Source organism: Nocardioides sp. S5 (genome assembly GCF_017310035.1).
Lineage (GTDB): Bacteria > Actinomycetota > Actinomycetes > Propionibacteriales > Nocardioidaceae > Nocardioides.
Genome location: NZ_CP022296.1, coordinates 1,755,109 through 1,776,077 on the forward strand (window position 1 = coordinate 1,755,109; position 20,969 = coordinate 1,776,077).

21 protein-coding genes and 4 pseudogenes are annotated in these 20,969 nt (G+C 67.1%); 6 read left to right on the top strand and 19 right to left on the bottom strand.

The genetic code is table 11. The annotated features are described in order from the left end of the window. Both CFI00_RS23545 and CFI00_RS08805 read left to right on the top strand, forming a co-directional pair. The gene (locus CFI00_RS23545; protein WP_229856819.1) at window positions 1-147 is read left to right on the top strand and encodes a DUF305 domain-containing protein; all 147 of its coding nucleotides are present in this window, start codon (window positions 1-3) and stop codon (window positions 145-147) included. Between the two features lie 8 nt (window positions 148-155). Beyond that, entirely contained in the window at window positions 156-728 is a 573-nt protein-coding gene (locus CFI00_RS08805; RefSeq protein WP_277988363.1) for a class I SAM-dependent methyltransferase, read from the top strand. A gap of 124 nt (window positions 729-852) precedes the next feature. Here CFI00_RS08805 and CFI00_RS08810 read toward each other — a convergent pair whose 3' ends face one another. The 3 genes from CFI00_RS08810 to CFI00_RS08820 all read right to left on the bottom strand — a co-directional run bounded on the left by CFI00_RS08810 (window position 853) and on the right by CFI00_RS08820 (window position 3,365). After that, window positions 853-1,296, bottom strand: coding sequence for a M23 family metallopeptidase (locus tag CFI00_RS08810; protein WP_207084805.1), 444 nt, complete (start codon window positions 1,294-1,296; stop codon window positions 853-855). 642 nt (window positions 1,297-1,938) lie between these two features. Then, window positions 1,939-2,691 (bottom strand): M15 family metallopeptidase, encoded by a 753-nt coding sequence (locus CFI00_RS08815; RefSeq protein WP_242532747.1) that lies wholly within the window; start codon window positions 2,689-2,691, stop codon window positions 1,939-1,941. A gap of 8 nt (window positions 2,692-2,699) precedes the next feature. Further along, entirely contained in the window at window positions 2,700-3,365 is a 666-nt protein-coding gene (locus CFI00_RS08820; RefSeq protein WP_207084807.1) for a GNAT family N-acetyltransferase, read from the bottom strand. Window positions 3,366-3,480: 115 nt separating this feature from the next. Here CFI00_RS08820 and CFI00_RS08825 point away from each other — a divergent pair, with 115 nt between their 5' ends. Further along, window positions 3,481-3,858: a BlaI/MecI/CopY family transcriptional regulator gene (locus CFI00_RS08825; protein WP_191281060.1), complete on the top strand. Its 378-nt coding sequence runs from the start codon at window positions 3,481-3,483 to the stop codon at window positions 3,856-3,858. Continuing rightward, window positions 3,855-4,823 (top strand): M56 family metallopeptidase, encoded by a 969-nt coding sequence (locus tag CFI00_RS08830; RefSeq protein WP_191281061.1) that lies wholly within the window; start codon window positions 3,855-3,857, stop codon window positions 4,821-4,823. Before CFI00_RS08825 ends, CFI00_RS08830 begins: the two co-directional genes overlap by 4 nt. A gap of 215 nt (window positions 4,824-5,038) precedes the next feature. Here the strand turns inward: CFI00_RS08830 and CFI00_RS08835 are convergent, their stop codons facing one another. The 6 genes and pseudogenes from CFI00_RS08835 to CFI00_RS08860 form a co-directional block, all read right to left on the bottom strand. Further along, the gene (locus CFI00_RS08835; protein WP_207084808.1) at window positions 5,039-6,718 is read right to left on the bottom strand and encodes a CHAP domain-containing protein; all 1,680 of its coding nucleotides are present in this window, start codon (window positions 6,716-6,718) and stop codon (window positions 5,039-5,041) included. A 90-nt stretch (window positions 6,719-6,808) separates the two neighbouring features. Next, a complete protein-coding gene (locus tag CFI00_RS08840) occupies window positions 6,809-7,444 on the bottom strand; it encodes a DUF6629 family protein (protein WP_347401901.1) in 636 nt (211 codons plus the stop codon). A gap of 535 nt (window positions 7,445-7,979) precedes the next feature. Next, a pseudogene (locus tag CFI00_RS23550) lies at window positions 7,980-8,087 on the bottom strand (transposase); the annotation flags it as partial. A 790-nt stretch (window positions 8,088-8,877) separates the two neighbouring features. Beyond that, a pseudogene (locus tag CFI00_RS08850) lies at window positions 8,878-9,168 on the bottom strand (integrase core domain-containing protein); the annotation flags it as partial. 7 nt (window positions 9,169-9,175) lie between these two features. Further along, window positions 9,176-10,375 (bottom strand): IS30 family transposase, encoded by a 1,200-nt coding sequence (locus CFI00_RS08855; protein WP_207082267.1) that lies wholly within the window; start codon window positions 10,373-10,375, stop codon window positions 9,176-9,178. 290 nt (window positions 10,376-10,665) lie between these two features. Then, window positions 10,666-11,639, bottom strand: a pseudogene (locus CFI00_RS08860) (IS3 family transposase); the annotation flags it as partial. 264 nt (window positions 11,640-11,903) lie between these two features. On the opposite strand from CFI00_RS08860, the gene CFI00_RS23555 reads away from it, so the two are divergent. Continuing rightward, on the top strand, window positions 11,904-12,164 hold the full coding sequence (locus CFI00_RS23555) for a hypothetical protein (protein ID WP_242532748.1): 261 nt from the start codon (window positions 11,904-11,906) through the stop codon (window positions 12,162-12,164). 324 nt (window positions 12,165-12,488) lie between these two features. Here the strand turns inward: CFI00_RS23555 and CFI00_RS23970 are convergent. The 8 genes and pseudogenes from CFI00_RS23970 to CFI00_RS08900 all read right to left on the bottom strand — a co-directional run. Beyond that, window positions 12,489-12,620 (bottom strand): annotated as a pseudogene (locus CFI00_RS23970) (MBL fold metallo-hydrolase RNA specificity domain-containing protein); the annotation flags it as partial. Further along, window positions 12,596-13,057, bottom strand: coding sequence for a hypothetical protein (locus tag CFI00_RS08870; protein WP_207084812.1), 462 nt, complete (start codon window positions 13,055-13,057; stop codon window positions 12,596-12,598). The pseudogene CFI00_RS23970 and the gene CFI00_RS08870, both read right to left, overlap by 25 nt. A gap of 119 nt (window positions 13,058-13,176) precedes the next feature. Beyond that, complete coding sequence (locus tag CFI00_RS08875) at window positions 13,177-13,686, bottom strand: MBL fold metallo-hydrolase (protein ID WP_207084813.1); 510 nt, start codon at window positions 13,684-13,686, stop codon at window positions 13,177-13,179. Between the two features lie 26 nt (window positions 13,687-13,712). Next, on the bottom strand, window positions 13,713-13,946 hold the full coding sequence (locus CFI00_RS08880) for a DUF2933 domain-containing protein (protein WP_207084814.1): 234 nt from the start codon (window positions 13,944-13,946) through the stop codon (window positions 13,713-13,715). A gap of 699 nt (window positions 13,947-14,645) precedes the next feature. Beyond that, window positions 14,646-15,575 carry a cytochrome b N-terminal domain-containing protein gene (locus tag CFI00_RS08885; RefSeq protein WP_207084815.1) on the bottom strand — a complete coding sequence of 310 codons (930 nt, stop codon included), beginning with the start codon at window positions 15,573-15,575 and terminating at the stop codon, window positions 14,646-14,648. A gap of 148 nt (window positions 15,576-15,723) precedes the next feature. After that, window positions 15,724-16,194, bottom strand: coding sequence for a hypothetical protein (locus tag CFI00_RS08890; protein WP_207084816.1), 471 nt, complete (start codon window positions 16,192-16,194; stop codon window positions 15,724-15,726). A 122-nt stretch (window positions 16,195-16,316) separates the two neighbouring features. Then, window positions 16,317-16,811, bottom strand: a complete 495-nt coding sequence (locus tag CFI00_RS08895; RefSeq protein WP_207084817.1) for a YHS domain-containing protein — start codon at window positions 16,809-16,811, stop codon at window positions 16,317-16,319. Window positions 16,812-16,848: 37 nt separating this feature from the next. Beyond that, window positions 16,849-17,046, bottom strand: a complete 198-nt coding sequence (locus CFI00_RS08900) for a hypothetical protein (RefSeq protein WP_207084818.1) — start codon at window positions 17,044-17,046, stop codon at window positions 16,849-16,851. Between the two features lie 376 nt (window positions 17,047-17,422). Between CFI00_RS08900 and CFI00_RS08905 the strand changes: the two genes are divergently transcribed. Further along, window positions 17,423-17,650, top strand: a complete 228-nt coding sequence (locus CFI00_RS08905) for a hypothetical protein (protein WP_207084819.1) — start codon at window positions 17,423-17,425, stop codon at window positions 17,648-17,650. Between the two features lie 256 nt (window positions 17,651-17,906). Here the strand turns inward: CFI00_RS08905 and CFI00_RS08910 are convergent, their stop codons facing one another. Beyond that, window positions 17,907-19,934: an NUDIX domain-containing protein gene (locus tag CFI00_RS08910; protein ID WP_207084820.1), complete on the bottom strand. Its 2,028-nt coding sequence runs from the start codon at window positions 19,932-19,934 to the stop codon at window positions 17,907-17,909. A 125-nt stretch (window positions 19,935-20,059) separates the two neighbouring features. Further along, complete coding sequence (locus CFI00_RS08915) at window positions 20,060-20,959, bottom strand: SGNH/GDSL hydrolase family protein (RefSeq protein ID WP_207084821.1); 900 nt, start codon at window positions 20,957-20,959, stop codon at window positions 20,060-20,062. Window positions 20,960-20,969: the final 10 nt, after the last annotated feature.

The window sequence follows — 20,969 nt, forward strand, 5'->3', positions numbered from 1 at the left end:
ATGATGATCGAGCACCACTGCAGAGCCGTAGAGATGGCCAAGGCGGAGCAACAGGCTGGGCACTATCCCGACGCCGTCGCTCTCGCCGGGGACACCGAGACTGCGCAGACCAAGGAGATCGCCACAATGCAAGGGCTGTTCGACTGATGCCCGTCATGTCGTCCATCGAGCGCGCATTTTGCCGGAGCGGTCCGTGGCGGTGGGTAGCGGAGCGCTACGTGCTTCCGTGGGCATTGGACGGCGTTCGACCCACGGGCCGCGTTCTCGAGATCGGTGGCGGGAGCGGTGCAATGGCCCAAGCCATGGCGCGCGGGTTCCCGGAGGCAACGATCATCGTCACCGACGTGGATGACGTCATGGTGAGGTCCGCCTCGCAGCTGCTGCGTGGGATGTCCAACGTGAGAGTCGAACGCGCTGATGTGACGGGCCTTCCGTACGACTCGGCGTCGTTCGACGTTGTGACGTCATACCTCATGCTTCACCACGTCATAGACTGGGAGAAGGCCTTGGTGGAGGCCGCTCGGACGCTCCGGCAAGGTGGCCTGCTTGTCGGCTACGACCTCACCAGCACAGCGCTCGCTCGGCTCGTGCACCGGCTTGACGGCTCACCGCACCGAATCATCTCGCCAGTCGAGCTGACGCAGGGTTTGGATGCTGCCGGCTTGAAGGACGTGGCGGTGCGCGTTTCGGCGCAGGGCCACGTGATGCGCTTCAGCGCAGCGAAGTAGGACCCTCAGTCACGACACCGTCCCAATCCAGGTGAAGAGGCTGCCGACTTCGGTAGACGGCCGTTCAACCCTCCAGAAGGCGGAGGGCTGATCAAGAGCCGAGCACGTCCGAACCTCCGTCGAGCTAGAGAAGGCCCTTCGCCGCGAAGACGGTGAATGGATCAACCGGATCGCCGCCGCCGGGCCGGACCTCCAGATGGAGGTGGGAGCCGGTCACGTTGCCGGTCGAGCCGATCGTCCCGATCTGTTCTCCGCCACGCACCGCTTCGCCCAGGCCGACAAAGACCGCGCTCTGGTGGCCGTACCAGATTTCGGTGCCGTCCTCGAGCGTGACGACCGTCTTGTTGCCGTAGGAGCCGTCGTACCCGACCGCGGTGACCGTACCGTTGGCCACTGAGTAGATCGGATCGCCCTCATCGCCGTTGAAGTCGAGACCGGTGTGGAGGTTCGCCCATAATCCAGAGTCGCCGAAGCGAGCTGTGAGGGCGACGTAGGCGGTGGGCAATGTCCACTGATCGCGCTCAATCCTCGCCGATTGCGCAGCGGCTTGGATGGCGTACGTCTTCAAGGTCCTTGCACGCTCGAGGGACTGCTGCTCGGCAGCAGCGAGCAACGAGTTCGAGGCTGGAGCGTCGCCGCGGAGGCGACGTGAGCTGCGACTCACGACGGGCCGACGCCCGGTCGGGGCAGCCGGCATGTCGGTGGAAGGTTCTGGGCCCGCGGCGTCGAATGTCGAGTGGCCAGTCGGCGCGACATCGGCGTCTATCCCGTAGAGGACACCCACTGAAGAGGCGGTGAGAGCTATGACACCCATTGCCGCAGGGCGGAGGGCGAGACTGAGGAATCGGTAGCCCGTGCGAGATGCTCGCGGGGGAGTGGATCGCCGCCTGCCGGCGGTCGGTGTGATCGCACGGTGTCGGTTCGCCTGTGGCGCCGGCGCCTTCGCCGGTCGCCTGCGACTTCCCCGATGGCTACCCATGCAGCTGGTCCGATGCTCGTGCAGGCATGACTTCCTTGGGGTAGACGACAGGTCCCCGTGTTGATGCTCCCGCTGTTCGGGTCACGCCCATGGCTGGGCGTGACCGCGAACCACCGGAGGCTTGTCCCCGAAGAACTACTATTCAACATAGTTGCCAGCGTCTTAGCAAGTCGCATGAATGGTCCGATGCTGGCCGGTTCCGCGGCTCGGTCCGGCTTGGGCCGCGATCGACTAGGGCGTCGTAGTCCGGGCCGGGCGCTCGTAGGGCACGGATGGGTAGCCGGTGTCGAAGTGCATGTAGTCGGGGACCTTGATGTTCTGCCAGATCCAGCCCTCGGCCTCAAACAGTCGCACTACCTCGTCGCCCGGAAGGATCTTGCCGGGGCCTGGCGTACGGGCGCTGTTGCGCTTGCCCGGCACCCAGCAGTCACAGCGCAGGTCCATCCACGGGTTCTGCACCGGGTTGATGTCGACGGACCTGCCGTTCGCGTGGGGTGATTCCAGGGGCGGGGCGTTGATCTGGTCCAACCGCCGGCAGTTGTACGCCGAGGTGTTGTTTGCTCTCAGGCTTGCGTTTGTGTCCCCGCCGAACGACTCCACGCCGGTCATCGAGGCGATGGGGAACCGTGCGTCAAAGAGGGCCGTGAAGATGCGCACGAAGGACCGTGCCGTGTCCCGGTTCACGATCAGGTGCCCGCGCTGAGCGGTGCCGTCGAAGTCGATGAAGCCGATGTCGATGCGTCGCAGCTGGCCCCGCCGCTGGACCGGACACCCTGGTCGCACCATCCCCACCGAAACCATTGCGTCCCATTGGTCGGGGGGCACCGGGCTGATGGTCGGATCTGCGCTCGGCTGTACCGGTTCGGCGGCGGTCTCGTCCGGAGAGCCTTGAACGGTCGGGGCATCCGGTTCGACATCTGTGCGCTGCGCAGAACCCGTACAGGCAGCAGTCAGAGCAACGACGAGAAGGAGGGCTGCGACCACCCGCGCCCTCATCGAACCGCGGTTACGTCGAGGTCGTACAATTCGATGCGCCTGCCGTCAAAAGTGTCTCGTTCGCGGGTGAGCTTCCATCCCAGCTGCCGATACAACTCCCCGGCCCCTGCTGTGCCGGCGCGGGTGGCCACCGAGACGGTCTGTGCCCCTGAATTCTGTGCCCGTTCTACGAATTGCAGGATCATTGAGGTGCCTAGGCCGAGCCCACGGGCCTCGGCCCTTACGGCCACATGCGAGAGCACGGCTATGGCTTCCGAACCATTACCGTTCGCTCCCGCGCGGCTCCGCAACGCGGTGAGTCGCACCGAGATTCGCCTGCGCACAAGACCGGCTGCCATGCGCGGCCGTCGTGCGAGTGCGGCGGTGGCGTGCCATGCGAGGCGGCGGGAGTGGAACTTGCGCACCAGGCGACGATGCTCCCGAACGTCCAGGATGCCGACCAGGTAGCCCACTCGTGAACCTTCCGCCACGGTGACCACCGCTTCCGCGTGCGGCCCGTCGAGGAAGGTTCGGTAGTACTCGGTGAGGAAGCGGCGCCCCATCTGGCCGAACACGTTGTCAGGAAAGTGTGCGAGGTGCTCGTCAACGACGAACTCGAGATCGGCCAGGCCCATACGTCTGATCAGTACCTGGCTGGCGGGGAGGGCGGTTGAGGTGCTCATTCCTCTACGTTACGACGCAATGTAGAAATAATGTAGACGCCTCGCCGTTTCACGGACGTGCCTGCGTCCAGCATGGGATGTGTTGGCGTGTCCACGACGCGTGGTAGAAGAAGGTATGCGATCTTTCGGGGACCTCGAAGCCAGGATCATGGACGCCATCTGGCGCGCCGATGAGCCACTCACTGTCCAACAGGTCGTCGACGCATTGGCCGCCGCACATCACGAAGTGGCGTACACCACCGCCATCACCGTCATCGAGCGCCTCAGGGCGAAGGGATGGCTTGATCGCGAACGCAAGGGGCGGTCATTCCTTTACGGAGCAACCCGCGACGAGGCTCAGTACACCGCCTGGCTCATGGAGCAGGCTCTCGACACCACCTCCGACCGCTCGGCTGCGCTGCTCATGTTCACCGGGACTTTGAACGAGGCCGAGGTTGAGGCGCTCCGGACCGCTCTGCACGGGATGGACGAATCGAACCGAGGTAGCCTATGAGTCTCGTCATCGCTGCCGCGCTCCTGGTGCTTCTGCTGGCAGCCGGTCTGGGTGGAGACCGCTTTCTCGCGTCCGTCGAGTGGGCAGTGCGGCATCCGGGGCTTGCCCTTCGCGCCTGGATGGGACTCGCTCTCACGTGCTATCTCGCCGTCCCCGCTGCCCTGCTCGTCCTCGCGCACGACGTCCTTGAGCGCGCCCTCATGTGGGCCTTGCACGCGGACAAGGAACAACTCCACAGTCAGTACGCCAGTGGTGCAGTCAGTGTTGCTTGGAACGGAACCGCCCTCGTGGCAGTGGGTCTGGCGACGGTGGTCATGGGCGTAGTGGTGACGGAACAAGCACGAGTGGTTCGCGACCGGCGGGCCCTGCGCGGCGCACCGACGGCGCGAGAGATTGACCACGCCGGCTGCTCGGGTGCGCCGCTCTTGGTGGTGCCTGGTCCGCGCCCGGCGGCGTGGTGCTGTCCGGGGCGTTACCGCGCGGTGTATGTCACTGAGAGTGCTGCGACTTCACTACCCGGCGCTGCTCTTGATGCGCTCATTGCACACGAGTCCGCTCATCTGGAGCGCCGCCATCACCGCTACATCTTTGGCGCAGACGTCGCTGGCAGGCTGGCAGTCCGTGTTGGTTTGCTGCGTAACATGCGTGCGCAGGTCCGACTCCTCGTCGAGCTCGAGGCCGACGACGTGGCCGTGGGTAGGCACGGTCGAAAGGCCGTCATGCGAGCGCTGCTCGCAGTGTCGAGCCCGGGTGGGTCGGTCCCCGTTCCGCGCGGTGCCATCCTGTTGATGGCGGGATCTGTTGGGCCGCGCGTGCACCGGCTGGTTTTCGATCCGCTGGTGGGTGAGCGTCAACTCGCGTGGTGGCAGCGCCAGCTCGCGCAGTCGCTGGTCGTCACGATGGCTGCGTCGCCGGTCGTCGCATTGCTGCTGCCAGGCCTGCTTGTGGCCGGGACGGCGCACTGACCCACGTCGTCGGGATCGGGGGGCGGGCGCCGGATCCGGGGGAAAATCGGGCGCCCGCCCGGTGACTACTATGCATCATAGTCTCAATCTATGCACCCTCGGACTCGGCGGTTCTCCAGGGAACGGCTCGCGCACCCGTTCGACCCGGCTGATGGCCTGCGCGTGCGTGCGCGCAGTGTTCGAGTCCGATGGTGAAACGATGAGAGGCGGTCGTGTCACCGGATTTCAACGCGTGAGCGCGAGGCGGAGGGCGGGACCAGGTCGGTGCCCGCGTAGCGCACGATCAACGGCTCGGTGCCGGGCCTGAGATTCCGGACGACCAGTCGTGCGAGCCCGTCGATGAGCTGGCCCTCAACGGTTCGGTTGCCGACCGTGACGGTGATGCCGCCCGTCGGGGCGGGCACTCCGGGTGCCTTCACCCTGACCTCCACCGCAACGCGCCCCCGGGCGGCTTCGGTGCGGACTCTCATGGTCGCGACACTGGTGACCGGGCCCGCCACCGGAACGGTCTCGGTGACGTCGCGGAAGTTGGTGTGGGTCAGCGTGACCTGGACAGACAGGCTGCGGCCGATGTCCTTCCGCCGGACGGTGTAGGCCTGGTTGGTCGCCTTGGCGATGGGCTTGCCGTCACGCAGCCACGTGTAGGCCGCCGAGGCGTTGCTCGGCCGGACGTCGCCCGCCTTGGCAACGAGGACGCTTGCCAGGCGGGGTCGGCCCTGGATCGCGAAGGATCGTGTGACCCTGATGGCCTTGGCGAGGACGGGTTCGGTGTCCGGCGCTGATGCTGTGAGCTTGCGGTAGGCCTTCGCGCTGCCGGTGATGCGTGCACTGATGCGCCTGTCGATGTGGTCTCGGCCGAGCACGAGGGTCGTGCCTGTCGCTCCGTCGATCGGTACGCCGTCGGCGTACCACTGCGTGGTCGTCCTCGAGGGTTGCGGCGACCACGTGGCGTCGCTGAGCGTCAGGGTCTGGCCGACCTCCGGGGTGCCTTGGATGGTCGGCGGCGCGGTGGCTTGGAGGGTTCCGGGCGCCACCGGTGCGGTGGCGAGAGCCGCCCGGCCGGGGGTGTAGTTGTCTCGCTCAGCCGTGACCTCCGCGGTGAGGGTCTTGCCCTTGACCTCGGGGGTGGGCACGTAACCAGCGGTAGTGGCACCGGGGATGGCGACACCGTCGGCCAGCCAGCGGACGGTCACGCTCGTGGGGGTGGGAGTCCACGCCCCTACTCCGACCTCCAGCGCGGAGCCCACCGCGGGAGTGCCGGAGATAACGGGAGGTGTCGTGGGCTCGATCGCAGCATCATTGAAGTGGATGAAGCCGCTCGGCCAGCCGCCCCCGGTCTTGGTTATCCGGCGCCAGTGGAAGTCCCCGCCCCAATAGGCCTCCGAAACAATGATCTCGGTGTCAGAGACCACCTCTTCCACGTACGCGACGTGTCCGGCCGAACCTGCGGGAGTGACGTGGGGCTTGTACCAAGCCGCAGCACCGACGCGGGGGGTCTGGTCGGTGATCGACGCCATCTCGACTCCCCAGTTCGAGGCGTTGCCGCTGCCCTCCCAAGGGCGGGTATCGGGCATGCCGTTCCGGATGAGCCGGTACGCCATGTAATTGGTGCAGTTGTACCCCGTGAACATCCGCCAGTAAGACGTGGATGCAGCCGACCGGTATCCGCCATTCCCGTAGCCAGCGGCTTGGCAACTCGCGTAGCCGGTGCACAAGTATGTAGAGGTAGTCAGTCGAAACGCGCCGGCGGAGTTCGGCATCGCCAGCCCGAACAGAGCAACCAGCACGGTGAGCAAGCGTGCCGTTCGGCTGGCGCGCCATAGGGCGCTCCGCAGCGTCATCGGGCGGACTGGCGGCGTGTGTGACAGGAGTGACCACTGGTGCTGTTGTTCCACGATGGAAGATAGTAGAAGGCTCCTGTCAAGCGCGCCACGCTGATGGTAGAAGAACAATTGTGTAATTCGATTGGCGTTACCCTGCGTACGTCAACTGGACCGGCGCTCGAGCCGGACGGTGCTTCGCGGGGGCCAGACTTCAGCACGCGTGCCCGTTGCCGTCACCTGACTCGCGCGATGCCGCATGGTCATCGGCCCGTTCTTCCATCGTGTGTATTCGTGAGCGTGTCGGGGGATGCATTGCCGTGGGCGGGCGGCGGCATCAGGTGTCGACAGGCTTACATTCGGGCCGCTGAAATGGACGTACACCAATAGGCTCAGGATAGCGGCGTAGAAGCACCACCACACGGAGACGAAGGTGGTGAGCGAGACCACCGCAGCCGCGATGGCCAAGATGAACGCCAGCATCCCGAACACCTTGATGCACCAGTGGCTTGAGAACAGCCCGCTGATGCAGGTTGCCAGCAGGTAGCCCTCCAGCACAACCGTGAGGTAGAAGTGCGGGGAGTCATAGGCGATGCTGTCGCCCCTCACGCTGGCCGTAACCGGGAACAGGACAATGAAGAAGAGCAGGTAGAGCCCACGGAAAGAGCCCTCGGCGTCGAGTGGACCGCGCAGTGGCTCGGGTGGCCCGAGCTCGGGTGGCTCGAGGGAGTGGCATCCAACGGGCGGATTATGGCCGCGCTCGGTCCGCTCGTGGCCGGCCTCGGGGTTGCGCTGGGCTATGTGTCACTGAAGAGGTCCACGTCGTCGAAGTGACCTGAGCTGATATGGAGTGACCTGCTGTCAAGGGCAGGGTGAGGCACCCGCCGGGGTGGGCGGGTGCCTCGTGCTTCGTCGCGGGGTGCCGTTGGGAGCGTGTCGTTGGCGACGCGCGGTCAGGCTGATATACGCGGGTTGGGTACCGCAGGGCGGGGTGTTCGGCTGGAGCGGGCCACTTGTCTAGGTCGAGCGTCACCCCATCGTTGGTGGGGGCTGCTCATAGCTCAAGCGCGGTTCGCTCCGGGCGCTGCTACCGGTGGCGTCCTTGAAGCGTCTTGGGCAGTTACTCCTCGAGGACGGCCAGCGACCAGCACCAGCCGGTCAGCTCGCGAGCGATCGCGACGTTGGCGATCACGCTGCGCTTGTGGCGGGCGCGCATCGTGATCCACCGGTGGTGGAGGCGTCGATTGCCTTGGTCGCCGCGGGCCCGGCTGCTCGGCCCGGCTAGTTCCCACCGTTGTCGCATGGTGGCCCCGACGACATGACGGGCGCTGTGGTGCCAGGCCGCCTCGACCAGCAGCCGGCGCAGGTGGCTGTTGCCAGTCTTGGTGATCGGACCCTGCACCCGGGAGGCTCCCGAAGAATGCTCGGAGGGGACCAAGCCGACGAAGCAGCCGATGGTCTTGCCGGTGCCAATCGCCGACCGCGACCGCGAGCGCGAACGCGAACGCGGTCAGGGTGCCGATGCCGCGCAGGCAGCCCAACCGGCGCACGATCGGGGTGAACTCGGACTCGGCGGCCATGACGGTGATCTGTGCATCCAACCGGTCGCGTCGAGCCTGGACCTGCAGGACCGAATCGTAGTCAGACTCGAAGGTCATCCGGGTCGTCGCGGGGCCGAGCCCGAGTCGGTCCCGGCCGACCTGACGCAGCCAGGCATCGTGCTTGGCGGTCCAGGCGTGGCCGCCGGAGTACACCAGTCCCTGGCGGCAACAGCAGCTTGGAGAGCCGGTGCCGTGCCCGCATCAGGTCACCGCGAGCGTCCTCGCGTGCCCGGACCAGGTCACGGGCCGCTTCCTGCTCGACGGTGGGGACCACGACCGGGGTGATCTCGTCCAGCCGCAGCAAGCGGGCCAGGTGGACTGCGTCCTTGGCGTGGGTCTTGACCCGATCACCAGAGGGCCGCTGCAGCTTGGACGGTGCCACCACCTCGCACCGGATCCCGGACCCATTCAACGACCGCGACAGGACGAAACCCGTCGGGCCGGCCTCATAGGCCACCGCCCCCGGACCGGGCAGCTGCCCGATCCAGGACCTGATGTGCTCAGGGAGTGGCCGATCGCGTTGCGTCAGGGCGCCACGGCGAGGAGATCCGGACTCTAGCCCGGCCGCGATGGGATGTTGGGCCCTGGTGCTCGACCCGGGCCCTGCCCCCGGATCTTGGACACAGGGTGTGATTACGCAGCGGGTTGCAGCGTAGCGGCGTAGTTGGACTCGTAGGTGGACGGGGACAGGTAGCGGCACCAGGAATGGCGTCGGCGGGTGTTGTAGCGCACGAGCCACTTGAAGACCTGCCGGCGACACGTCGCCTCGTCGCTCCAGCAGGCGGCGTCTTGGAGGACCTCGCGCTTCATCGTGGCGTTGAACGACTCCGCCAACGCGTTGTCGGCCGAGGAGCCGACCGCACCCATCGACTGGGTGACGCCGAGCCTCTTGCAGAGCTTGGCGTAGTCCTTCGAGCAGTAGACCTTGGGTTCAACCAGTCGATGCAACACTGGGTTGTTGAAGCGAGCGTAGTTGCTCATCGAACACCTCGGCAGGTGTCTTCCACCCAAGGATCTTGCGGGGCCGGTTGTTGAGCGCGTGAGCGACGGCCTCGAGGTCCTCGGCGGACCAACGCGACAGGTCCGTGCCTTTGGGGAAGTACTGGCGCAGCAGGCCGTTGGTGTTCTCGTTGCTCGGCCGCTGCCACGGCGAGTGGGGGTCGGCGAAGAACACCTTCGTGCCGGTCTCCAACGCGAACTGCGCGTGACCCGAGAGCTCCTTGCCGCGATCCCAGGTCAGGGTCTTGCGCAGCTGCTCGGGCAGCTTGGTGATCGACGCACTCAGCGCCGCGTTCATCGCGACGGCCCCGTAGCCGCCGAGCGATGGACCGTTCTTCACGTAGGGCTTCTCGCCCCAGCCCTCCATGCGTGGCAGGTGGACCAGGATCGTTGAGCGGCTGCTGCGCTCAACGATCGTCCCGATCGCCGACCGGCCAGTGCCGATGATCAGGTCGCCCTCCCAGTGACCCGGGACGGCGCGGTCTTCGGCTTCAGCGGGGCGCTCGCTGAGAACCACATCGGCCGTGACATGCCCACCGGGCTTGTTCTGCGATCGGGCCCTCGGCTGCCGTAGCGCACGTCCGGTGCGCAGACACGTGACCAGCTCGCGCTTGAGCGCACCACGCCCCTCAATGAACAGCGACTGGTAGATCGCCTCGTGGCTGATGCGCATGGACTCATCATCGGGGAAGTCGACCTTCAACCGCTGTGCGATCTGCTCCGGGCTCCAGGCCAGCGACCAACGCCGGTCGGCACGGTGCGGCTTGTTCAGCCCCTTCCAGGGGGCCGGTGTGGGGCCAGTGACGATCGTGCCGTCGGGCCGGCGAACGTTGCCGGCGAGCCGATCTTGGACGTACTCCCGCAGTTTCGGGTTCTCGAGCAGCTTCGCGGTCTTGGGGCGCTTGGCCGCCTGCTGTGCCTTCCACTGCGCCACGGTGGCCCGGTACTCCTGCTTCCCCCCACGAGTCGCAGCGTTGCGGCGCAACTCGCGTGAGACCGTTCCGGGATCACGCCCGATCGCGCGGGCGATCTCGCGAACGCCCTTGTCCTGGGCGTGCAGGATGGCGATCTCCTCACGTTCCTCGAAGCTCAGATAGCGGCCGGTGGGCTCGGCCAGCGAAATGGGCGGCATGCCGCCAGCGTGGCGAAACCAGCGGGTCCCAACCGGCACTGACACACCGACCGCCAGCGCCGCTTCTGCCGACGTGATGCCCGTGGCGATCAGCCGCCAGAACTGCCGTTGCACCGCTCGGGACGGGTCAGGACGCCCGGGCGAGCGCATCGCTGGCCGCAACGCCCGGTCAGCACGCCACTGCCGGCGAAGCTCCTCTGGCGCGTCGCTGGTCTTCTTGCTCCAGTCCGCTGTCGCCATGCTCGAACACCTCCGAACTCAAGGTGTTGCGACGACCGGTTGATTTCGCCGACCGACCCGTGGTCGCTGTGGAAGATCGCGCCCTTGAGGGTGCCGCGGGTTCCGGCAGCAGCCTTCAAGGCGTCCTCGACGAGCTCGGTGCGCATGTGGTCGGCGACGGCCCAGCCGGCGAGGCGACGTGAGTAGCAGTCGATGACGGTCGCCAGGTACAGGTTCGTCCCGTCGGCCAACGGCAGGTAGGTGATGTCCCCGACGTAGCGTTCGTTCGGGGCTTCGGCGGTGAAGTCCCGGTTGAGCAGGTCGGGGTACTTCTGCCCCGATGGCTCGGGGATCGTGGTCCGCACTCGACGCTTCTTCACATAGCCACGGATGCCCTCAAGGCGCATCACCCGGGCGACGCGCTTGTGGTTCACGCGGTCGCCGGCAGGTGCGCCGTCGTTGAGCTCAGCGGTGATCCGTGGCGCACCCTGGGTGCTGTCCTCGGCATGCACCGCTCTGATCCGTTCCGCGAGCTCGGCATCGGCTCGGGTGCGCTCCTCGCGTGCTGGGGCCGCCTTGAGCCAGGCGTAGTAGGACGAGCGCTCGATCTCGACGAGCTCGCACAGTCGCTTCACCTCGAAGGTGGTGGAGTTGTCGGCGACGAACTGGAAGCGACTCACCAGCGCGTCTCCCCGGCGAAATATTTGGCCGCCCGTTGGAGGATCTCGCGCTCGGTGGTGAGCTTGGTTGTCTCGACCTCGAGCTCGTTCACCCGGGCCTGAAGCCGGGCGATCTTCTGTTCCGGTGTCTCCTCGGGCGCCGCCGACGGGCTCCTGGACGAGCTCTTGGACTGCAGTGGGCTGGAGGTCAGCGTCCCGTCAGCGGCGGTCTTCTTGCCGGTCCCGTAGGCCTCGAGCCAGTGCCGCAGCGTGCCGCGCACGATGCCGAGGTCATCGGCGATGCCGCGGACCGTGGCGCCCGGGGTGGACTCGTACAAGTCGACGGCCTGACGACGGAACTCCTCGGAGTAGTTCTTCCTGGCCATGATTCTCGGATCATCTCGCTTCCCCAGCACCAGATGCTGGATTCAGCGTGTCCAAGAACCGGGGTCAGGCCCCCTGCCACCAAGGGATCATGGGAACCCACGGACGCTGTGTTGCAGGGTCGGGAGCGGAAGAGGTTCGCCATGTGGATGCACAGTTGGTTGCGCGGGTGGCCGGACGACCGTTCAGAGGGCCGGACTTGGCAACCGGGTCAGCACGAAGTGCCCTCGGGGACTTCGGTTGGTCGGCCTCCCACCACCGCGCGTGTGCTCGCCGAGATCCGGACCCGGGGCTTCTACAGCGAAGTGGCGACGACGCTGTTGAGCGGACAGTCTTGGCGCGATCTAGCCCGCTGGTGGCGTGTCAGCAATCTGGCGCTGGCCTTCGAACCCTCTGTGAAGCGCAAGCTCCAGTGGGCGATCCTGCGCGCCGCCATTCTCGACGAGATGGAGGCCGAGGATCCCGAACGATTTTCTAGTTGGCTTGGCCGGCAGCGTCCCGGCCGCCGGCATCGCCCCTGCAGGTGACGGGGATTCCCATTGACCTGGTTGCCGGACTCCTCGGGTCCTTCGCGGCGTCCTCGATCCCTGCACAGGCCAGTGGCGCTGCACATGGTGAGTTGTTGCTTGCTCAACCCCCACGTCGGCAACGCTCTCGACAAACGGGCCCGGGGCGGCCGCGGCCATTCTTCTCGGCGACCATCCATCTACAGCTGGTGAACCTGGTTCTGTCGCGGAACGACGGCCGCACTCGTCGGGGTGCAGCCCGTCGATGCCCGCCTCGCCGCTGGCCCATCCAAAGGTGCGGTTGATGCGCGACCGCAGGGCCTCCGAGCCTTGTGCCTCACCGTGGACCACGAACACCCGACGCGGCCCGGCGCCGCTGCCGTCACCGAAGCCTTGGAGCCAGCGGATCAGCTCATCGGCGTCAGCGTGTGCCGAGAGCATGGAGAGGCTTTCTACCTCGGCACCGACGTGATCCATTGTCCGTGGATCTTTAGTTCCCGACTGCCTTGGAGGAGGGCCCGGCCGCGAGTGCCAGCCGCTTGGAACCCGGTGAGGAGCACGGTGTTGCGGGCATCGTGAGCGAATGCTTTGAGGTGATGCAGGACGCGACCTCCGGTGGCCATACCGCTGGAGGAGACTACGATCTTCGGAGCACGATTGGCCGAGATCCGTTTGGACGCCTCAGCATCCCGGGTGTACGTCGCTACCCGACACACCTGATCGCACACCGACGGTGGGAGCCGGTGATTGGCTCGGTGGGCGTGGAGCAGGTCGCTGGCGTTGATCGCCATCGGGCTGTCCAGGAAGACCGGCACCTCGGGAATCTGGCCGGCGTCACGCAGCCGCCACAGGTAGTACAGCAGTGATTGCGCACGCCCGACTGCGAACGCGGGAATGAGCAAGGGTCCCGCCACGGCCGATCGTTCGCCGTACTACCTCACCGAGTGCTTCGGCGGGATCGACCAGCTCATGCACGCGATCGCCGTAGGTCGACTCGACCACGACAAAGTCGGCCGCGCCTGCCGGCTCGGGGTCAAACATGATCGGGTCTCCGTATGTGGCCCGCGCGCCGGAAGGTGATCTTCGCGCCGTCTTCGACCGCGAAAGGTTCGCCGAACGGCCGCGTCACGAACTGCTGAAGGGCCAGCTCGGCGTCATCGACACCGTAGAGCGGCAGGGCCGGGGAGTGCTTGCTGGCCTTGACCTTGTTCAGGTACGCGGCGTCCTGTTCCTGGAGCCGAGCACTGTCCATCAAGATGATCTCCGCGACGTCGCGGGTCCCAGCGGTGGCGTAGATCGGGCCTCGGAACCCTTGGCGCACCAGGCGCGGCAGGTAGCCGGTGTGGTCGAGGTGGGCGTGAGTCAGGATCACCGCGTCAAGGCTTGACGCCTCGACGGGCAGCGGCTCCCAGTTGAGCTCACGAAGGGTCTTCACTCCTTGGAAGAGTCCGCAGTCGACCAGAATGCGGCGGCCCTCGAACTCCAGAAGGTGCTTGGAGCCCGTGACGGTGCCCGCAGCACCAAGGGAGGTGAGCGTGAGCATGACGTCTCCTGTCGGTCGCGGGCGTGTCAGTGGTGCCGGTGACCGGGCGAGGTGACGTCCTGGTCGCTACGGACGTTCTGACCGCGGGACTGGGTGTCGTGGCCGGAGTGGCCGCCCATCATGAACACCATCATCAGCGGGCAGGCCAGCGCGATGGCGATGAACACTGCGCCTTGCGGGGCGACCCCGAGGGCCAGCAGCACGACGAAGAGTGCTCCGCCGCCCACGAGCATGTACTTGAGGTGACTCATGCCGGTCATGACGGTCTTCCTTCTTCCTGGGCTGCACGCCGGGTCGGATGGCCCGGATTGACTGCAGTTCCCGTTGCTGTCCACTCTCCGCAGTGGCGATGAAGGTTTGCGGTTCGCCGCTGTGAAGGTTTGACGAAGACCTGAACTGAGGTGCCACACCGCGGCCGCCCTCAGTCGTGCTCCTCGCTGCGCCGCGTGAGCCGGCGTGGACCCGTGGCTGCCGCGGTGGTGCACCGTGGCAGCACACGTCTCCCGGGTCGGGTGCGCTGACTCATCCCTCCGGCTCGACCCTTCGTTACGGGCCTGCCGGAGGCGACCCGACCGGCAGTGAAATCTCGAGATCGGATGATGAGCCGGCGTCATCCTCGACTGCGGCGGCGCGCGAGTTCGTGGAAGACCATGACCCGGGCGGCGAGCGTGACCGCTGCGGCAAGGACCAGCCCGCTCAGAGCGACCCTGACGCCGGTCAAGGCACCAGGATGGGCGGCCAGCGCTGCGCCGAGGGACCCCGCGGCGGCAATCGCGACCACAGTGAGCAACCAGAACGACCGCAATGGCCGGCGCGCGCTGTGTGTGGTCTCAGACGCGTTGGGCATGGGGTCACATCTCGCCGAGATGCGTCACCGGCTCGGTGAAGGCCATCAGGACGGTGAGAACCACGACGATGAGCAGGACCAGCAGGGCGATCCCCATCGCGACCGGTCGGTGTCACCAGGAGCGGTGGGGGTTGCGGTCCACGAAGGGGAGGGCGATGAGGAGGAGGAACAGGGCGCCGCCGCCGTAGGCGATCCAGGGCAGGCCCCACCAGTTCTCCAGGGTGAACATCCACCAGAAGTTCCACGGAGGCCGGGTGACCTCGATGCCCTCGACCGGCTCGGGTCCGACTGCGGGAGGTATCAGAACGGCGAGGATGGCCAAGACGCCTGTCAAGGCGAGGCCGAGCGCGGCGATGCGGCGCAGGTGGTGGGTGAACGGCTCGGTCGGCTCAGCAGGCGGTGCCTGCTCGGCCCCGTCATCAGCGGTGAGGCTGGGGTGGGGGGAGATGTGATGCCGCTTGACCAACAATGCATGCCAGGTGAACAGGACCAGGATCAGGCCGGGGATGACGACCACGTGGGCGCCGTAGAGCCGGACCAGGATCGAGACCCGGCTGGAGAAACCGGCGGAGAACCAGAGCCCGGCCCCGCCGAGAAGCTCGGCGACCTCCAGGTTGTGGCCCAACGCCTCGTAACCCTCCTGGTCCCACTTGAGCACCGTGCCGGCGAACAGGGCGAAGATGACCAGCCCGAACATCGCGACGCCGATCAGCCAGTTCCCTTCCCGCGGCCGCTTGTACGAGCCGGTGAAGAACACCCGGATCAGGTGCAGGGCGGCGGTGACGTACATGGCCTGCGCTGCCCAGAAGTGCAGGCCCCGCACGAAGCGCATCCCCCACACGTCGGTGACCAGGTCGCGGACCGACTGGTTGGCTGACTCCGGGACGGGCGAGTAGAACTGGGCAAGGAGGATCCCGGTGCCGATCAGGACGACGAACGAGGCGGCGGTGATGCCACCCAGGCTCCAGGCCAGGTTGTTGGCGTGCTCCGGGACGGGGTACTCGAGTGCCCGGATGCCGAGTCGTTCGTCGACGACATCCATCGCCCGACGTGCTCGGGAGGGACTGCGACCGTGTGTATCAGCGCTGGTCATGCCCGGACGTCCTTCCCGCCGGACTCCTGTGGCGTGCCGCCTGTACCGCTGGCCAGCTGGGTGCGTAGGTCACGGATGGAGTCGTGGGGGCGGAACCTCAGTGCGAGCCAGGCGCCGAGGAGCAGCGCCACGAGTGCCGCGGCGAGGAAGCCCCAGTCCTCGCCGGCCAGTCCGGACCTGCCCTCGAGCTCGGGTCGAACGCTGGTGGTGCCCGACTCCATCCCCGTGGCGGGTGGCCGTTGTGCAGTGCCTCGGCGATGGAGTCCAGCAGGAGTGGCCGAGCGCCTTCGACGTCTTCTGCCTCGAGCGCGGCCATGGCTTGCTCGAGCGTGGGTACGTCGACCCCTTCTTGGTCGTCGGTCTCCAGCGCGTCGGAGATCTTCTCCATGGCCACCTCGAGACCCTCGGCGCTGGTGTCGTGGGCGAGATGGCCGAGTGCCTGCTGCACCAGCAGGTAGCCCACGTCGGTCTCGCCCGGTTCGTCGGCCGAAGCGGGGGAGCCGGTCACGAGCGCCGCGCCGACGAGCAGTGCCAGGCCGGCCAGGAGCCGACCCAGGAAGGTCACCATGGATCCATCTTGACGGGCTACTACGAAGTTTGCCAGTAGCTCATGCCGGCCATCCCGTCCTCGAGGTCAGCAATGACGTCGTCGGGGTCCTGGCCAGCGCGTCGATCCGCCGTGCGCTTCGATCAGCGCGGGTGACGGTGAGCCCCGCTGCCGCTGCCGCTTTGCTGCCGCCGCGTCTTCGTGTCACCGCGTCTTCGGCGCCGCCCATAGCTCGGGGGATCGGCCCGGAACGCCGCCAAGCAGAGGGAGGAGCAGAACAGTCGGAGAGTTCCGGATCCGTCACTGACCCGGTGCGGTGTCGCACCGTCCGTCGTCATTCCGCACACTGGATCGATCATCGTGATTCCGCTCGAGCCGGCATTGAAGAGGTAACTCATGTCCGAGCGCCACCGGTAGCGCAACCCGCCATTGGAATCGACACCGTCGACCACCCCGGCGTCCGCGTACCCATCCAGCACCGCTTCGACCGTCCGGACGTCAACGTCCTTCAGTGTGGCGATCTCCGCTGCCGACCAGGACTCCGCGAGCTGTGCCACCAACGTGAAGTACACGGCTCGTTCCGTGGGGGTGCGCAGATGCATCCGCGCGAACCGGGAGTGCACGTCGTAGAGACGCATGGGGCACGGCTCTTTCCGCAGGATGGCTGGCTGGCGTTCAGGCGTTGTGGCGGGCGCCGGGGCTATCCGCGGTGCCGAGCTCGCGGGCTGCAATGTCCCGGTCGAGCTGGGCGCGGCGACCTTTGAGCTCCTCGATCGTGAGGTCGTCATGATTGCAGTGTCCGCAGTGTGCGCTCGCGGGTGTTTCGCCACGCTCGCTGGTGCGGGTGTCGGCGTTCGTGTGGGGGGTGCACATGGGCTTCTCCTCGGTTGCTCTGGTCGATATTGGTGTGACTTCGAGGATGGCCGGACGGGATGTAGATCGCGTGAAGCTCGCCCTTCGATCCTGTGAAGACCGGTATGGGCGGCTGGCGTCGCTGACGCCCGCCTGTGGATCGGATAAGCAGGCGTGTGGCCGCGCTTGTGCCCCCCTCGGACTGGTCCCTGGGGCGTGCCCATCGCAGCGACGGGGGACGTTGCCAGTCGACACTCTCCCGCCCGCGGTCTGTCGTCCGAACCTTCATGGAACGTTGACCGGGACCGCATCAGCTCTCCACCGAGGCGTCGCAGTGTTGAACGTGAGGGAGCACAGGCGGCACGCCAGATGCCCCACATTCAGGAGGAGGAAGACGATGTTGGAGTTCCTCAGCAACAACTGGCTCTGGATCCTGCTCATCGGAGGCATGCTGTTCATGCATCTGGGCCACGGTGGCCACGGCGGAGGCGGCGGACAGTCCGGTCACACCGGCCACGGCGGTTGCGGGGGTCACCAGCACTCGGGTGACCACGACCAGGCCCCGGCCGATCAGACGCCCGGGCAACCTCACGAGCACCGGACGGACGACTCGTCGTCGCGGTGATCTGACCTGCGCCCGACGCGACGAGCCGTTCCGGGGAGTGGTTGATCTATCGCGACGTGGTGGGGACAGTCGTGCACTCCCAGGGTGCAGATCAGGCGGCACCGAAGCGACACGCAGCCACGCAGTCCCGGGGCGTCGACCCACCGGCCGAACCCGGAGGACCACAGCACGGTGGCGATCTCTTGGAGTCGCCTCCACTGCACGATCGGAGTTAGCGCGGTGCTGATCGGCGACGTGCTTGACCGCCACGATGTCGTCACGACCTCCCACCCGTCGATTTCGTGTGAGAGAGGATGCCGCGCAGCTGGTCCATCACGGCCGCCGTCATCCGGCCGAGCGAGGCCGGCTCTGCGCCATCGACCGCGGGTGTCGAGCCGTGGAAGCGCGAGACGTCGCCGAGGGCGCCCCAGTCGGCGAAGTTCAGTAACGGAACGTGGTGGAGCGCGGTTACTTCGGCGTGGTTGACCGAGCCGGTCAGGACGGGATCGGTGGACCAGGCCAGGACGGGATACACGAGGAAGCCGCTGCGGGGCAGCGCCATGGGCTCCATGAGTCCGATCAGCTCCACGCTGTGGGGGTCGAGGCCGATCTCTTCGTGGGCCTCGCGGAGGGCGGCAGCCACCGGGCCGCTGTCACAGGCGTCCACTGCGCCGCCCGGAAACACGAGCTGGCTGGGGTAGTCGGTCAGGTCGGCTGCGCGCTCGGTGAGGAGCACACCCGGTCCGCTGGGTCCGCCGGTGAGCAGGACAAGGACCGCGGCGGGCCGGAGTTGGACGGTCTCTCCGGATCCAGAGGGATGTGCGCCCGGGATGTGGGTCCGTCGCTCGAGTGCGGCCAGCCAAGGGGGTCGCGAGCCCGGTGTGGGTGAACTGCTACGCGGAGCTGCGGCCGGCGGCATTCGTGTGGGACGAGTCCGGGGTAGCCACGTGATCGCCGCGGAACGCACTGTCAGAAGTGCAACGCCGGGGCCGGGGTCGGGGGTTTGCACCAGTCGGCTCTGCTGGCCCAGCCCGGGATGCCCGAACAGCGCCCGCGCCGGTCGTCCGGAAACGCCATGAGCCTCGTCGGCCCATTCGCCGGGGTTGTTCGCGACGGCGACCAGTGCCTGGCGGGTCCCGACCAGGTGGGCGACCGGGCCGCCGAAGGGCATCAGGGTCTCACTCATGGCGGGGACGAGAACAAGATTCGCGCCTGCTTCGGAGAGCGCGTTGACTGCCTGAGGGTTGAGCAGGTCGCGGCAGATCGCGAGGGTCAGGTGCCAGCCGTCGGCGGTGACGTAGACGCGCAGCTCGGGCCAGCCGTCGGGTTGGATGTCCTCGACCACTGGCCGATCGGCCGGCGAGTACTTGTCGTGGGTCAGCGGGTAGTCGTGGCCGCGGACCCACGCGATCGCGGTGTTGCGCCGCCGGCTGGACGCGTCGTCGACACGTGTCTCTTGGTGGTAGCTGCCGGCGACCAGGACCCGGGGACCGTCGGGTCGTCGTACCCACTCGTGCAGTCCCTCGGCCAGCTCCTCGGTGACGCTCAGCTCGGGAAGTACCACGATCGAGGCCCCGGCGGTCGTCGCCTGCTCGATCAGGTGGTCGATCTCGGTGCGTTGCCGACCCGTCTCGCGCGGGTGAACTGGGAAGGTGCGATCCGAGGTGCCACCGGTCAGGTTGAACTCCCTGAGGTCGCGGTTGGGGTGGCAGGTGGCGATCACGGTGTCCGCATTGATGGCCCCGGACAGGGTGTCGAAGAGGCTGTAGTCGAATACCACCCGGAACTGGACGACCCATTCACCGGCGAGACGGACATGGCGGGTCTCATCGAGTCGGTGGGCCAGCCGCCAGGGCGGTGAGGTGGAGCGCATCGCCGTCACCTGGCGCAGGTCGGGGGTGTCGAGTGGCACGGGGTCGCCGACGGCGGGTTGGTAGGGGCTGCGGCGACGAAACCAGGGGGCGAAGGTGTGGCTGTAGCGTTCGTCGATGAGCCCGGCGAGGGCTCGCGCGATGAGGACCGGCGGGATGCCGTCGGCCTGCTCCAGCGCAGCGACCAGCACTTCCCGGACCGGCGGCTCGAGGACTGTGGTCGTCCCTGGGGGCGGTAGCTTGTCGGCCACCTTGCTCACCAGCGCCATGACCCTGCCCGCGCTGTGGGGATTGCCCGATCGCTCCCACAGGACCCGGTGCTCGTCGCGACACAGGTGTAGAAGGTGGGTCAGGGTGACGACCGGCTCGGTTTCGTGTGCGACCGCGGCCAGCATCGCAGCCATCCGGTCGGCCGGTACCGCCAGCTGCGCCACGCATGGCGCACAGGCTTCACCTTCAGGTGCACATGGCGCGTCCGACAATCCAAGGAGGTCGCCCCCGACTTGTCCCTCCTTGTTTCCCTCCTGGTTCGACGTCCGCCCCAGTGTCGCGTCTGCGTTCACGCCACGCCTCCGATGCTGACCAGACCCATATCGCTGATAGTGGGAGATTCGGTGCGCCGTGTGATGGCGTCGAGGACCGCTGGTGCCAGCGCCTCGGCGATCCGGGAGTAACCGGCTTCGGACGGGTGGAAGCGGTCGGGGCTCATCAGATCGGAATTGGTCAGGAACTCGTGGCCCACCAGCCCCCTCACGTCCACGAGATCAACACCGCTTCCCGCGTCGAGGACCGCACGCACGTGAACTCTCCGGACCACGCCAGCTCGGAGCCGCAGGACTGCCCGCAGAACAGCCGGCACTGATCGCATGGCCTCGAACTCGGGCAGGCTGCTCATCACCACCGGCGCGCCGAGGCGGTGCAGTCGTGCCAGCAGATTGGCCGTGTCCTCGGCGAGCTGACGGGTCCGCGTCAGGTGCGTCACATCGTTCGCGCCGACAAGGAGGACGACTACATCGGGCAGTCCGAGTTCCGGCGTCAGTTGCTTGGCGAGCACGTCGTAGGTGCGCGCGCCGGGTTGAGCGTGGCTGACCACGTGCACGGGTCGACCCGTGCGCGCCGCCACCCGTTGCGCGATCTGGGCCGGCAAGGCTGCGGCTGGCTGTGTGACTCCGACCCCGGCCATGCCGGAGTCGCCGAGTGCCAGCAGCTCGAGGGGCTTGCTGTCGGCCAGGGTGGGGTCTGGCGGCGCAATAGTGAGGTCGATGGTCCCCGGATGGCTTGCTTGACTGCCGTAGCGCCGGCGCGCCTCGTGCAGCTGCAGCGCACTCACCGCGGCCGCTGCTGCGGCCATGCCTGCGAGGGGGAGCACGGAACCGCTGACGAGCACCGGACGAGGACCAGGCCGGCGTGCACCGCTGTGTTCATGGGGTGCGTACGCATGGAGGTGCTGGTCGCTCATGTGTCCACGG